The 14,492-nt window shown below is 37.6% G+C and carries 14 protein-coding genes; 5 read left to right on the top strand and 9 right to left on the bottom strand.

From position 1 onward, the window contains the following. Positions 1-43 precede the first annotated feature (43 nt). Together ACTJKN_RS24270 and ACTJKN_RS24275 are read left to right on the top strand one after the other, a co-directional pair. Positions 44-1,267, top strand: a complete 1,224-nt coding sequence (locus ACTJKN_RS24270; RefSeq protein WP_440828248.1) for an OmpP1/FadL family transporter — start codon at positions 44-46, stop codon at positions 1,265-1,267. An 11-nt stretch (positions 1,268-1,278) separates the two neighbouring features. Then, complete coding sequence (locus ACTJKN_RS24275) at positions 1,279-2,571, top strand: SGNH/GDSL hydrolase family protein (RefSeq protein WP_440828249.1); 1,293 nt, start codon at positions 1,279-1,281, stop codon at positions 2,569-2,571. Between the two features lie 52 nt (positions 2,572-2,623). Here ACTJKN_RS24275 and miaA read toward each other — a convergent pair whose 3' ends face one another. The 4 genes from miaA to ACTJKN_RS24295 all read right to left on the bottom strand — a co-directional run bounded on the left by miaA (position 2,624) and on the right by ACTJKN_RS24295 (position 6,520). Beyond that, entirely contained in the window at positions 2,624-3,553 is a 930-nt protein-coding gene (gene miaA / locus ACTJKN_RS24280) for a tRNA (adenosine(37)-N6)-dimethylallyltransferase MiaA (protein ID WP_440828250.1), read from the bottom strand. Positions 3,554-3,661: 108 nt separating this feature from the next. After that, on the bottom strand, positions 3,662-4,309 hold the full coding sequence (locus ACTJKN_RS24285; RefSeq protein ID WP_440828251.1) for an IS1096 element passenger TnpR family protein: 648 nt from the start codon (positions 4,307-4,309) through the stop codon (positions 3,662-3,664). Between the two features lie 99 nt (positions 4,310-4,408). Next, the gene (locus ACTJKN_RS24290; protein WP_440828252.1) at positions 4,409-5,863 is read right to left on the bottom strand and encodes a CCA tRNA nucleotidyltransferase; all 1,455 of its coding nucleotides are present in this window, start codon (positions 5,861-5,863) and stop codon (positions 4,409-4,411) included. Between the two features lie 90 nt (positions 5,864-5,953). Further along, entirely contained in the window at positions 5,954-6,520 is a 567-nt protein-coding gene (locus ACTJKN_RS24295) for an L-threonylcarbamoyladenylate synthase (RefSeq protein WP_230148222.1), read from the bottom strand. 302 nt (positions 6,521-6,822) lie between these two features. Between ACTJKN_RS24295 and ACTJKN_RS24300 the strand changes: the two genes are divergently transcribed. Continuing rightward, positions 6,823-7,380: a DUF4136 domain-containing protein gene (locus ACTJKN_RS24300; RefSeq protein WP_440828253.1), complete on the top strand. Its 558-nt coding sequence runs from the start codon at positions 6,823-6,825 to the stop codon at positions 7,378-7,380. A 12-nt stretch (positions 7,381-7,392) separates the two neighbouring features. On the opposite strand, the gene ACTJKN_RS24305 is transcribed toward ACTJKN_RS24300, so the two are convergent. Together ACTJKN_RS24305 and ACTJKN_RS24310 are read right to left on the bottom strand one after the other, a co-directional pair. Further along, positions 7,393-8,508, bottom strand: coding sequence for a glycosyltransferase family 4 protein (locus ACTJKN_RS24305; protein WP_440828254.1), 1,116 nt, complete (start codon positions 8,506-8,508; stop codon positions 7,393-7,395). Positions 8,509-8,586: 78 nt separating this feature from the next. Further along, complete coding sequence (locus ACTJKN_RS24310) at positions 8,587-9,405, bottom strand: 2,3,4,5-tetrahydropyridine-2,6-dicarboxylate N-succinyltransferase (protein ID WP_184469604.1); 819 nt, start codon at positions 9,403-9,405, stop codon at positions 8,587-8,589. Positions 9,406-9,654: 249 nt separating this feature from the next. Between ACTJKN_RS24310 and ACTJKN_RS24315 the strand changes: the two genes are divergently transcribed. Further along, positions 9,655-10,056 carry an RNA-binding S4 domain-containing protein gene (locus ACTJKN_RS24315; protein ID WP_029279693.1) on the top strand — a complete coding sequence of 134 codons (402 nt, stop codon included), beginning with the start codon at positions 9,655-9,657 and terminating at the stop codon, positions 10,054-10,056. Here ACTJKN_RS24315 and ACTJKN_RS24320 read toward each other — a convergent pair whose 3' ends face one another. Next, complete coding sequence (locus ACTJKN_RS24320) at positions 10,057-10,830, bottom strand: EcsC family protein (protein ID WP_440828255.1); 774 nt, start codon at positions 10,828-10,830, stop codon at positions 10,057-10,059. A gap of 108 nt (positions 10,831-10,938) precedes the next feature. Here ACTJKN_RS24320 and ACTJKN_RS24325 point away from each other — a divergent pair, with 108 nt between their 5' ends. After that, positions 10,939-12,864 carry a redoxin domain-containing protein gene (locus tag ACTJKN_RS24325; RefSeq protein ID WP_440828256.1) on the top strand — a complete coding sequence of 642 codons (1,926 nt, stop codon included), beginning with the start codon at positions 10,939-10,941 and terminating at the stop codon, positions 12,862-12,864. A gap of 51 nt (positions 12,865-12,915) precedes the next feature. Here ACTJKN_RS24325 and ACTJKN_RS24330 read toward each other — a convergent pair whose 3' ends face one another. Both ACTJKN_RS24330 and ACTJKN_RS24335 read right to left on the bottom strand, forming a co-directional pair. Then, entirely contained in the window at positions 12,916-13,392 is a 477-nt protein-coding gene (locus ACTJKN_RS24330; protein ID WP_440828257.1) for a nucleoside deaminase, read from the bottom strand. 83 nt (positions 13,393-13,475) lie between these two features. Continuing rightward, positions 13,476-14,075 (bottom strand): OmpH family outer membrane protein, encoded by a 600-nt coding sequence (locus tag ACTJKN_RS24335; RefSeq protein WP_440828258.1) that lies wholly within the window; start codon positions 14,073-14,075, stop codon positions 13,476-13,478. Positions 14,076-14,492 lie beyond the last annotated feature (417 nt).

A 14,492-nucleotide genomic window follows, 5' to 3' on the forward strand; every position in this document is an offset into this window, starting at 1 on the left:
TACTATGTTAGCATAGTATATATTTGTGTATAACCATTTATAGATGAAAAAAATTTTATTGAGCGCATTACTTTCTGCCCCACTTTGGGTTTTGGGGCAGGGTTTCCAGGTTAATTTACAAGGACAGAAACAAATTGGTATGGCGGGTGCAGGTTCTGCATTGGCTTTAGATGAGGCTTCCGTATTTTATAATCCCGGTGCAGTAACTTTCTTAGAGAAAAACTCAGTTTCAGCAGGTGTAAACCCATTATTATTTAAATCCGCTTTTAAACAAACGGGTTCGAATGTTACAGAGGATGTGAAGAACAAAATTGCCCCTCCTTTCGAATTTTATGCGGTGTGGGGGCCGAAATCAAATAAATGGAAGTTAGGTTTAGGTGTGTATACGCCTTTTGGCGGTTTAGTAGATTGGGGCGATAATTGGTCTGGTAAGTATGCTTTAACCTCATTAAATTTAAAAGCAATCTATTTTCAACCAACATTAAGTATAAAAATTACCGACCGTATTGGTATAGGTGCAGGGTTTGTTTATAATCATGGCGATGTAAATCTTCAAAGAGCCATTCCTGTAAATTTTCCAGACGGTCGTTCGGGAAAAGCAACCTTAGATGGCACCGGAACAGGTTATGGATGGAATGCGGGTTTATATATCAAAACATTAAGCAATATTTCTTTTGCACTTGTACATAAATCGAAAGTAATTACAAAACTTGATGGTGGTTCAGCAGAATTTGAAGTTCCAAAGTCATTAGAAGGATCTTTCCCAGCAGGAAATACCTTTAACGCCGAATTGCCTTTGCCAGCAACCACGAGTTTAGGTATAGGTATTCCATTATCAAAAAGTACAGTTTTAGCTTTTGATGCAAGTTGGGTACAATGGCATATTTATCAGGATTTGTCTTTTGATTATGCTACCAATACACCTGCGCTCGTTGATACAAAATCAGCACGCAATTATCGTGATGGTTCTTCGTTTAAATTAGGTATTAACCACCAGGCCTCAGAGAAATTAGCACTGAGAGCAGGTGTTGGTTATGCCTTTTCTCCAGTACAGGATGGATACGTAACACCCGAAGCTCCTGATGCTGACCGATACATTTTAAGTGCAGGTTTAGGTTATACGCCAAACCGCCATTTCGAAGTTAATGCATCGTTCTTTTTTGAAGATGTTAAATCGCGTAAACAAAAGAATATTGAAACGGGCCTGGATGGTACCTTTAAAACTTTGGTTTATGCACCAGGTATTTCATTAACTTATAAATGGTAGGAGAAATTTAAATGAAAAGATATATATTAAATAGTTTCGTTGCTGCTATCATTCTTTTTGCAGCAGCTTGTAAACCCGAAATAGAAACGCCTGCAGGTACAACTGCCGGACAAGCTAATTTTAGTAAATACATTGCCATAGGTAACTCCTTAACTTCTGGATATGCCGATGGTGGCTTATATTTGGAAGGACAAAAAGTTGCTTATCCAAACTTAATTGCCGCGAAAATGGCTACACTAGGTGGTGGGGCATTTACCTCTCCGTTTTTTAGTGAAGAACATTCAAATGGCTCAGGTTATGTTTCTTTAACAGCACTGGTTAATGGTACGCCAACTTTAACTCCTGTGGTTGATAAACTGGCTATAAGAGATGCAGCCAAGCATTTAGACAAATACAATGGCGAAATCCAAAACTTAGGTATTCCTGGCATGCGTGTTGATTTGGCTTTTGCACCAGCATTTAGTGCCGCAAATCCATTTTTTGAACGTTTATTAACCGATGCACAAGTGGGTAATACGACTTATTTTCAATATGTTCAAACCAAAAACCATACTTTCTTTTCATTGTGGCTTGGAAATAATGATGTATTGGGTTATGCTTTAAATGGAGCGGTTACGGTATCTACTGATCCAACTACCACTTTAACTGATAAGGTTACCTTCTCTTCTTTGTATGCTAATTTTTTAAATGCATTAACTGCTGGCGGCCAAAAAGGTATAGTTGGTACTATTCCAGATGTAACTGCTGTTCCTTATTTTAATACGGTTACCGTAGCAGCTCTATTAAATGCTGCTAAAGCAATTAATCCTGCAGCGGCAGCAATTTATATTCAAACAGGAACAGGTGCGGTAAGGCCTGCAACTGCTGAAGATTTAATCCGTTTGCCATTCCAATCAGAAGGCATATTTGGAAAACCAAATGGTTCTGGCATTCCTTATGGTTTGCACCCTTTAAATCCGATCGAAAATAAGTGGGTATTGGATAAGGATGAAGTAATTAAAGTGAAAGATTATGTAAATAGCTATAATAGCAGCATTAAATCTTTAGCCACAAGCAAAGGTTTAGCCATTGCAGATACTTATGCTTATTTTAATCAGGTTAAAACTGGTATTAATGTTCAGGGTGTTGGTATCAACGCTTCATTTATTACTGGCGGCGCATTTTCTTTAGATGGTATTCACTTAACGCCGCGTGGAAATGCAGTAATTGCCAATGTATTTATAGATGCCATTAATGCTAAATACGGTTCTACTGTGCCAAACATTGATATTGCGCAATATAGAGGCGTGAAATTCCCGAATTAATTCAAAAAGATTTTTATATTTTAAAAGGTTCTAACACTGTTGGGACCTTTTTTTATTTTAGCTTATCATAGATGAGATGGATTATCTTTTCTTTTTCAATAGGTTCAAACCAATTGATCTCTTCATCTCTTCTAAACCAGGTGAGTTGGCGCTTGGCAAAGCGACGCGTATTTTGTTTAATTGCCGAAACGGCGTCATCAAGAGATAATTTTCCATCAAGATAATCGAAAAGCTCACTGTAGCCTACCGTGTTTAAAGCATTATATTTTTTATAGGGTATAAGCGACCTTACCTCTTCTACTAAACCATCAGCAATCATTTTGTCAACCCTTCGGTTAATTCGGTTGTAAAGGATAGCACGATCGGTATTGAGACCTATCTTGATAATGTTAAACGGTCTTTCCTTTTTTGTAGCGGAAAGCATTGATGAAAGTTTTTGGCCGGTTGATAAAAATACTTCCAAACCCCTGATCATTCTTTGCGGATTCTGTTGGTCAACCTTCGCGAAATATTCAGGATCTAATGTTGCCAGCTGTTTTTGGATACTGGGTAATCCTTCTTCTTCAAACTGTTTATTCAGCCTTTCACGTACGGCTAAATCAATATCTGGCATTTCATCCAAGCCATTAATTAAGGCATTAACATATAAACCCGAACCCCCAACCATAATGGCCAGATTGTGTCCTTTGAAAATTTCATCGAGGGTATTTAGACCTTCTATTTCAAAATCGCCTGTGCTGAACAGTTGTGAAACCGAATGTGAATCAATAAAGTGATGTTTTGCCGCTGCTAACTCGCCTGCATCAGGTTTTGCCGTTCCTATGGCCATTTCCTTAAAAAACTGACGAGAATCGGCAGAAATAATTTCTGTATCAAAATGTTGTGCCAATTGTATTGCCAAAGCCGTCTTTCCTATTGCGGTAGGGCCAACAATAGAAATCAAGGTTTTCGATTTTTGAATAGTTTGATCTGCAGTAAGCATAACATTTTAAAAGAAAAAGTCAGATGTATGCATCTGACTTTTTATTGATAATAATTCGTTCATTTAGTGCTTATGTGAAGGTTCTCGGCAGCATGACGATGTGGTGAATTAATAGTCGTCTTTGTGGCTATCATCTTCGAAGTTATCACTATCAGAAAATTCGTCGCCGAATTCGTCTTCTTCGCTTTCTTCATCTTCCTCTCGCTCTTCGGCATTGATACCCATTTCGCCCATGGCTTCCAATTCGTCGGTATCTTCTGGTACAAAGTTCATTTCATTTAAGAAATCAAATTCGCTTGCCGCCGCTGCTGCACCTCTTGGATCAACGGCCTGTGGACTGTTTTGTTCCATTATTTTTGGTGCCTCACCACTGCTTTTAGCTAAAAATGGATATTCGATATTTGGATCGGCATCTAAAATTATTTTTACCAGCTCTACATGAAAATCATAAGGGCGATCGAAATTGTAGATATAGTAAAACTTTTGATGTGGATCTTCAATAAAACCACTTAGTTTAGAATTCTCCATTAAAACTACACGGTCTTTTTTACGCTCACTTGGTAAATAGGCAATTTCATCGCCTTTTAACCAATTATCGGTGCTTACGTAAAAAGAGGAAGATTTTTCGGCATTATAACCCGTAGATCTGTGAATAGCCTTATGCAGGTCTTCAAATGTTTGGTTTGATTTAATGTCGATCTCTCTCACAACATCATCAAAATCTTCGAAAGTAATTCTAAATTTATAAATAGCCATTATAGTGTTTTGGAACCGTAAAAATAAAGTTAATTTATAATTACCACAAATATCAGGCGGCATAAAAGACAGCCTAATTGTAGTGTTTTAGCAATTAAATTATTTATTAACAGGATTTAATCCCATTTGTTTTGCCTGATTTAGCATAAAATTAAATGCTTCTTGATAGTCGTTTGTAATCTCGCCTTCTAATATGGCTTCGCGAATGGCATTTTTAATTATACCAACCTCTTTTCCAGCGTCAAGACCGAAAGTTTCCATGATATCGTTCCCTGAAATAGGAGGTTGCCAGTTTCTAATCTTATCGCGTTCTTCTACATCCTTAAGCTTTTGTTTAACCAGCTCAAAGTTGTTTCGGTATTTTGTTTTTTTATATTCGTTTTTAGTTGTTACATCAGCATTGCAAAGCAGCATTAAACTTTCAATTTCTTCGCCTGCATCAAAAAGTAATCGCCTAACTGCTGAGTCTGTAACGGTTTCCTGCGCCAGAACAATCGGGCGTAAATGAAGCTGCACCAATTTTTGCACATACTTCATCTTTTCGTTTAAAGGTAGTTTTAGCTGTGCAAATATTTTCGGAACCATTCTGGCTCCTCTATCTTCATGCCCATGGAATGTCCAGCCGTGGCCTTCTTCAAAACGTTTAGTAGCAGGCTTGGCAATATCGTGTAAAATAGCCGCCCAACGTAACCATAAATCATCAGTATCTGCGCAAATATTATCTAATACTTCAAGTGTGTGGTAAAAATTGTCTTTATGTCCCTTTCCTTTAATAATCTCTACTCCATAAAGTTGTGCCATTTGAGGGAAAATGAGCTGTAATAAGCCTGTATCAAAAAGATGTTTAAAGCCTATAGAAGGTTTTTTAGAGAGGATGATTTTATTCATCTCATCTGTTATCCGCTCTTTTGATACAATGGTAATACGCTGTTTTTGCGTTTTAATGGCATTTAGGGCAGCGGGATCGATGTTGAAATTAAGCTGCGAAGCAAAGCGGATTGCCCTCATCATACGCAAAGGATCGTCAGAAAAAGTAATTTCTGGGTCGAGTGGGGTACGGATGAGCTTATTTTCTAAATCTTTAATCCCGTCAAACGGATCTAACAATTCACCAAAATGATCTGCATTTAAATTGATCGCTAAAGCATTGATGGTAAAATCTCTGCGCAGCTGGTCATCTTCTAAGGTACCATCTTCAACAATTGGTTTACGTGAATCAGAACGGTAAGATTCTTTTCTGGCGCCTACAAATTCGACTTCTAAATCCTGATATTTAATATTTGCTGTGCCAAAATTTTTAAAAACAGCGACTTTGGTGTTCAGTTTTCTACCAACAGCTTCAGCATATTCTATTCCACTGCCCACAACAACAACATCAATATCTTTTGAAGGGCGATCTAAAAATAAATCGCGCACAAAGCCTCCGATTACATATGCTTCGGTATTGTTCTTATCGGCAATTGTGGATAAGGTTTTAAATATAGGGTTTTGTAGGTATACCCCTAAATCCCCTGAAGGGGACTTTGAGTTCCCTTCGTTTAAATCAGACTGCATATATAAGGGTAATTTATTTGTTCAAAATTAAGCAAAACATTTGGTCGGTAAAGACTATCAACGATTCAAAGCCCCTTTAGGGGTTGGGGTTTACTTGCGAATAAACTCAAACTGTCCACCCGGAGAAAGTTTCATAATGGTTGATGGTTTTCTGTTGGTCCGGTTTTCCTGCTCAAAGTCTACCACATAATCAACAGCATCAATAATTTCAGGAGCTATATCATCAAAGAATTTTGGCGAAGGCTGTCCGCTTAAATTTGCAGAGGTAGAAACTATAGGTTTCCTAAAGCGTTGGATTAATGGTGTGCAAAAATCGTGTTTAACAATTCTGATTCCCACACTGCCGTCGGCATTGATTACGTTTTGGGCTAAGTTTTTTGCCCCAGAGAAAATAATAGTTAAAGGATTTTCAGCATATTCAATTAAATCATAAGCGACATCAGGTATTTCGGCAACATAACTTTGCAGTTTGCTGTCTACATCCAGTAACACAATGAGGCTCTTTTCAGCAGGACGGTTTTTTATCTTCAATAGTTTATCTACGGCATCGGCATTGCTTGCATCGCAGCCTAATCCCCAGATCGTATCGGTAGGGTAGAGGATCACCCCGCCCGATTTTAATACTTCAAAAGCTTTGTTAATCTCGTCTCTTAGCATTTTACAAAGTTAATTTATTAAGAGGAAGTTAAATAATGTTAATATGTATTTCCTGTGGTGTCAGAAATTTCTATCTGACACCAGGCTGTAAAGCAGATCTTATCGGGATACCCGCCATATACTGATTTAATGATTTAATCCAATTGTAAAATATTTAGTCTGAGTGATATAAGATCAAAACATAATCAAACAGAAATCGTTTTACAGATAACAATCTGATTGTAAAAAATATAAATGATTTTCCTTTTTGATTGCCAAAATCGTTATATTTAATTCAGGTTATTTAAAGAACAACGCACAAAATGAGAACAGCACAAAAATTATTAATGTTTTTTACAGTGGTATTGGCATTAGCAGGATGTACAACACTCCGCACCGCATCAGATTATGATAAAAATGTTGATTTAAGCGGTTACAAAACTTACAATTTTTACGATAAAGGCATAGCAAGGGTTAAGCTTAACAATCTGGATAAACGCAGATTAATAGCCGCTGTTGAATCTGAAATGAACGCCAAAGGATTTACGAAATCAGACCGACCTGATTTATTGGTGAATCTGGTAGTAGTTGCCCGAGAAAAAACCGATGTTTATGGCCCAGGTTACTATGGTGGCTGGGGATGGGGCTGGCGTGGCGGCTGGGGAAATCCTTTTTGGGGCGGCGGCGGAACCTATGTAAACCAATATATTGAAGGTACAATCATTATCGATTTCTTGGATCCTGCTAAAAAGATTTTATTCTGGCACGGACAGGGATCTGGTTTTAACTTAGATAGCTTTAACAAAAGAGAACAACGGTTATATACAGGGGTAAAAGAAATATTGGCACAATATCCACCGACTGTTACTGCTGCTAAATAAAGCTGTAAACCGTTACGTTAAAATATCTAAATAGCAATTCATTAATTGCTGAGTAACTAAAGGGCTGTTGAATTTTTGAACAAATTCCAGCCCTTTTTCCTTCATCTCTTTTTGGAGCTGCGGTCTTTCAAGAATTTGATTAATGGCTTTTGCAAGTCCGCTAGCATCATCAGGTGAAATGTATAAGCTATCTGGTCCGCCAGCTTCTTCCAGGCAAGAGCCAGTTGCTGCGACTACAGGAACCCCAGAATAGAGGGCTTCGATGATTGGAATGCCAAAACCTTCATAAAGAGAAGGGTAAACAAAAACTTTTGCCATTTGATAGATACCAGGCAAATCGGCAAAAGGAATATTTTTTAAGAATAGAATTCTGTTTTTAAGGCCGAGTTTTTCAATTTCCTTCTCTACTGTTTTAAAATAAACCGTTTGTTTGCCTATTACCACGAGTTTATACTCCTCATTAACCTCTTTTAAGGCCTGAACAGCCAATTTAAGGTTTTTACGCGCTTCAATGGTACCAACGCTCAAGATGTATTTTTCAGGCAGTTTATAAGTTGCCCTAATGCGGCTTAAAGTTTCTTTAGCAAAAGGTGTTTTGAAACTGTCATCACAGCTTTGGTAAATTACCTCGATTTTTTCAGGACTGATCCCGTATAAATCAATAATGTCTTCTTTTGTTTTTTCGCTGATGGCAATAATTTTATTGGCCCGTTTACATGCAGATTTGCTTTTCCACTCGTATAATTTCCGGTCTATAAATTTATAATACTGAGGAAAGCGAAGAAAAATTAAATCATGAATGGTAACGATCGATTTAATCCGGGTATGTTGTATGGCTAATGGAATTTCATGACTGAGCCCATGATAAATCTGGCAACCATCTTGATTTAAATCTTTAAGGATATTTAAACTTCGCCATAAAAAAGGCCCGTTTTTTGGAAGCTTCAGTTCGATGTTTTCATTTGTGAGAAAAGCATCAATCTGTTTGGCCGATTTTACTTTTGGAGCGTACACCAAATACTGATGCTGAGGAAACTGATGTGCCAAATGCCCAATTAAAGACCGGCTGTAATTGCCTAATCCTGTTAAGTTATTGGCAGCACGCTTGCCATCGTATCCAATCTTCATTAGAGGTGTAAGGTTTAAGGTAAAAGGTTTAAGGCTTTGGGTGTTACCTTACACCTTAAGCCCTATACCTTAAACCATTTATACTGCTACATTATTTTCTCTCAACGCATCGTTAAGTGAAGTTTTCTTATCTGTACTTTCTTTACGTTTACCAATAATTAAAGCACAAGGTACCTGGAATTCGCCTGCAGGGAATTTTTTAGTATAACTTCCTGGTATTACAACTGAACGTGCAGGAACAATTCCTTTATACTCAACTGGTGTAGGGCCGGTAACATCAATAATTTTAGTTGATGCAGTTAATACCACATTAGCACCTAAAACAGCTTCTCTTTCTACTTTAACACCTTCTACCACAATTGCCCTAGAGCCTAGAAATGCATCATCTTCGATTATAACCGGAGCAGCTTGTACAGGCTCTAAAACACCACCAATACCCACACCACCGCTTAAGTGAACGCGTTTACCAATTTGTGCACAAGAACCAACAGTAGCCCAGGTATCAACCATAGTACCTTCATCAACGTAAGCGCCAATGTTTACGTACGATGGCATCATGATTACACCTTTTGCTAAAAACGCACCATAACGCGCACTTGCCATAGGCACAACACGTACACCAGTTGTTTTATAATCGGTTTTTAAATCCATTTTATCGTGGTAAACGAAAGGACCACTTTTAATTTCTTTCATCTCGCGAATCGGGAAATACAAAATTACTGCTTTCTTTACCCATTCATTAATGCCCCAAGAGTTTAAAACTGGCTCAGCAACGCGGATTTCACCCTTATCAAGACCCATAATAACGGCTTCAATGGCTTCGCAATAGTTGCTGTATTTTAAAAGGGTTCTATCCTCCCAAGCGGCTTCAATTAATTTCTTTAAATCTGAATACATGATGTTTTTAAATTTTACGCAAAATAAATCAATTTTTGCTTATTAAATGGTTTATTGTTTAAATTGTTTTGTGGATAGGGTTAACCGGTTAATCGTTTGAATTGGTTAACTGGGACTGCGGGGTGCTTATTTGTTAAATTCTTATGAATTGGGTTAATTGTGGTAAGGCGTATTCTGCAGCTAACCGATTAACCAGTTTCTACAATTAACCAACATAGGAATTAACCAAATTATGTATTTTTGAATTTTATGACAGAGACAGAAAAACTTAGGATAGATAAATATTTATGGGCGATCAGGTTGTTTAAAACACGGAGCCTGGCCACCGATGCCTGTAAAGCAGGAAGGGTGAAACTCAAAGGGCAGAATATTAAACCATCTGCTATTGTGAAAGTGGGTGAAGTTTATCAGGTATCGAAAGGGATCGAAAAGAAAATTATCGAAGTGGTAGAACTTTCGTACAACAGAACAGATTCGCCAACAGCCTTAACAAAGTATAAAGATTTAACACCCGTTGAAGAAACGCATGCTTTTAAATCGATGTTTCATGCACCAAACTTAAAACGCGATAGAGGAACAGGGCGGCCAACTAAAAAGGACCGACGTGAAACTGACGATTTGATTGGCGGGATGTTCGAAGAGGAGGATTAGTTAGTTCTCAGTTTGCAATTTACGGTTTTCGGTTTCTTGCGAACTGATCACTGCATACTGTAAACTGAAATATCTCATTCGGTAACTCATCATTGCCGTTTTGCCCAGTTTTTCGATCAGTTTATAATTGGCAACTGCACCAACTGCTGCTCCTACAAATGGGAGCATCTGCGCAAGTTTGGCTAAATCAATATAATCGCGGTATTGTTGTTGGAAGGTAAGCCAGTCAAATTCATCAATATTGGTTGGCAATTGATGGGCTTTATCATCCCAATCCTGCATTTTCATAAATATATTCTGGCTTTCTTCTTTACTTGAAAAGGCCAATTGGAAGATGTGTAAAATATATAAACGTTCGCGGTAATCTTTAACATCGTATCCGTAAACTGCGGCAATATCAAAAAGCATCTTCATCTTTATGCCCAGCAACAGGGGGAAATCTGCCAGGCTCATTAAAAAACCTCCTGCACCTGTAATTCCGCCTTCTGCAGCACCTGTTTTTTTATAGTTTTCTATTTTTTGCTTAATTAATGCCTCGCGGTGCATCAAGGTTAAATCGGTAATCGGTTTTGATGTGGTAAATGTTGAACCAAAAAGCACAGCCTTGACCATCTGTTTAATTGCAGTAGTTATGGCATTGTGAGCTTTGTCGGGAATGTAGCTATTTATTTTTTTCTGTACTTTATCGGTTACCTTATTAAAAAGAGAAGGTTTCTGCAAGGTTTTAAACTTCCAGAAATCTAATTCACCCGTTATTTTTTGTTCGTAGGTCATGCTTAATTACTACAATAATTATTCCTTAAAATTTAACATAAAATAACTTTGAAAAATAAAGAATAAACTATATATTTAGTTACCTGATAAAAACTTAATCCTTTCATTATGAAAACCTTAAAATTATTATGCTTACTCGTATTTGCTGCTGGAGTAGCAAATGCACAAGGCGTGAAATTTTCTGCTAATACGCCTGCAGCAGGAAGTACCGTTAAATTTACCTACGATCCCAAGGGGACCAATCTCGAAAATTTGGCTGATGTGAAATGTACAGGTTATACTTTTTTTTCAAAAGCTAATCCTAAAAGCAATAAAATTGAACTCACTAAAGATGGAGCAGTTTATAAAGGAGAAATTTCTACTCCGGATAGTGTTACCCTAGTTGGACTTGCTTTTTCGGTAGGCGATAAAAAAGATGAAGCGCCTGCTGGTTACGTTTTAGAATTCACTAAAGCAGGGAAAGTGCCAGCTGAAGCTTATCTTAACGAAGCTTTTTTGTATGGATTGGCAGGGAATTACTATTTGGGTCTCACTATCGATCCTGAAAAGGCCGTTTCACTGTATAAACAAGCTTTTGCTTTAAAACCCGAGTTGAAAAAGAAAAACTTACAGCAATATTTGTCTGCCGAATACAAAGCCAATGTAGGCAATGGAACCAAGCTGATTAATGAGCACATTTCTGCATTATCAAAATTAAAAGAACCAAAAGAGGAAGATTTAGGTACAGCTTTAAGCCTTTACTCACTATTAAAGAAAAAAACTCAGGCAGATTCTGTTAAAGCCATCATAATTAAAAAATACCCTACAGGAAATTATGCCTGGAATAATGGTATGAATTCGCTTTATAGCACAAAAGATTTTGCTGCGCAAGCACAAAAAGCCGAAGAAATGGTCGCCGCCTTTAAACTTGATCCAGGTAAAAAAGTAGATGAAAGTAGATTGAACTCAATTTATAGTATGCTGGCTAATAGCGCGGTAAATGCTAAGGATTTGGGGAAATTTCAGGAATACGCCAAAAAGGTCACTGATAAAATGAGCAGGGCAAGTTTGTATAACAATAGTTTTGCCTGGCCTTCTGCTGAGAAAAAAGAGAATATCGAGCTTGCCGCCCAGCTTTCAAAACAATCGCTCGAACTGATAGAAGCATCAAGAAATGATGAGATGCCAAAATATTACAACACTAAAGAAGAATACCTCAAATATTTAGACGGCGCTTATGGTATGTATGCTGATACTTATGGACTGTTGTTATATCATCAGGGAAAATTTAAAGAAGCTTTGGCTATGCAAGAGAAGGCCATTCCTTTATATGCAACGGTTCCGCCCGATGTATCTTCACGTTATGTAACTTATTTAATTAAAGATGGTCAAGATGATAAAGCTTATACTGAAGCCGAGAAATTAATTAAAGAGGGTAAAGGCAATGATTCGCTAAAAAACGAATTTAAAATGCTTTATACTAAACTAAAGAAAGATGGAACTTATGAAAATTACCTGGCCAATTTAGAAAAAGCAGCATTAGAAAAAGAGCGTGCAGAATGGGTAAAAAAAATGATTAATATTCCAGCCCCTGCATTTTCATTAACCAACCTTAAAGGCGAAAGCGTAAGTTTAGCCAGTTTGAAAGGAAAGATCGTAATTTTAGATTATTGGGCAACCTGGTGCGGACCGTGTGTGTCTTCTTTCCCAGGTATGCAAAAAGCCTTAAACAAATACGCCAGTAATCCAAATGTGGTGTTCCTGTTTGTAAATACATGGCAAACAGAAGAGAATAGAGAAAAATTGGTAACTGATTTTATTACGGCAAAGAAATATAATTTTAATGTGTTGTACGATACCAAAAACGTAAAAGACCCTTCCAAATTTGATGTGGTAAGCGCCTATAAAGTGGATGGAATCCCAACCAAATTTGTGATTGATGGGGAAGGTAATATCAGGTTTAAAGCTGTAGGTTTCTCTGGCTCTGATGATGGTGTGGTGAAAGAAATAGATTCGATGATCGGATTGCTGGCAGGAAAAGAATCGAGTAAATAAACAATGAATTCCAAACAGAAAAGGTGCTGATTATCGGCACCTTTTCTGTTTTTAGTATTCTATCCTCATTGGTGAGGTTTCCCATAGCTTAAAAGCTGTTAAAGCTTCATCGCGCATCAGCTGGATAACCGGCAGGCTCCTGTTTTCCATTGGCTTGTCTAGCTCCTCGTAAATAAATTTATCACTAAAACCAATATGCTCGGCATCAGCCTTGGTATTTGCATAAAAAATCGTGTCGATTTTTGCCCAATAAATTGCACCTAAACACATGGGGCAAGGCTCGCAGCTCGTGTAAATTACGCAGCCGCTTAAATCGAAAGTATTTAATGCGGTACAGGCCAGCCTGATTGCCGAAACCTCCGCATGTGCAGTTGGATCGTTGGTAGAAGTTACCTTATTTGCCGATTTGGCAATCAACCTCCCATCTTTTACCACCACAGCTCCAAAAGGCCCGCCAATGCTTTCGCTCACATTTTGTACAGATAACTCGATTGCCATCCGCATATATTCCTGATGTTGATTGTCCATATTAATTTGATCTTTTATAAAAAACAGCACAAAAAAAATGCCCCGATTTATACAGGGCATTTAATATTTTAATCGCTATTCGCTTATTTTTTACTGTATTCTGCGTTTAAGCCTTTAATTACTTCTGAAGTAACATCTAAACTTTCGTCGGCAAATAAAATAGAACTGTTACCTTTTGAGTAAGTCAAAACCATTTTATAACCTTTTTCTTTAGCATAACCTTTTAAGTAATCAGCCACTTTATCATAAAGTTTTTCGTTCTCAGCAGCTTGCTCATTCTGTAAAGCACCACCAGCATTTTGTTGGTAAGTTTGTAGCTCTTGTTGTTTACGTGCTAAACGCTCTTCAGTACTTTTACGTTGATCGGCCGATAAAGTTTGTGCCGATTGTTGGTATTGTGCTACTTCTCTTTGAAAAGCCTGACCTTTAGCCTGCATATCTGCCTGAGCATTTTTGGTCTTACCTTCAAATTTCACTTTTAGGTCTTTGAAGTATTCATATTTTGTAAGTAACGAGTCGGAGTTTACGTACACAATTTTCTCAGTTTGAGAAACCGCTGCAGTAGTACCCTCTGTTTTTTTAGTTTCAGTAGTTTTAGTGTCTTTGTTCTGGCATGCAGAGAAAGCAGTTATCAAAGTTGCTGTTGCAAGTAAACCAAAGGTTTTAAAGGTTCTTCTTTCCATTCTTGTTTAATAAATTTTAGCAAACTTATATAAATTAGTTTTTATATCCAATTTAAAGAAAGCCTATTGCGATACAAGAGCACTTTTGCGTTTGGCGTAGTGCGTAAAGCGCTTTTTTTACTAAACGCTAAGCGCCTACCACTAACCGCGCAATATGATAGGTAGTGATTTGAAAAGCAAGGTCAGTATTTCAAATCGTTGTTCGTCCCGCTGCCCGCTTTATTTCATGCCCGCTGCCATCGGGTTTAGGTGGCACGGCCAGTAATGGCTATTTGGGGTTGCAGGGTGGCAATAGCAAATTTCATAACACGAAACGTTCCTACGGAACGAAAAAACATTTCATTTTTTTTCTACCTATGAGGCGTTCCTCTGGAACGGGCTGGCGGATTAGAAATGTTCACTTTTAATGTTCATGGG

The sequence above is a fragment of the Pedobacter sp. 22163 genome (assembly GCF_052045595.1).
GTDB lineage: Bacteria > Bacteroidota > Bacteroidia > Sphingobacteriales > Sphingobacteriaceae > Pedobacter.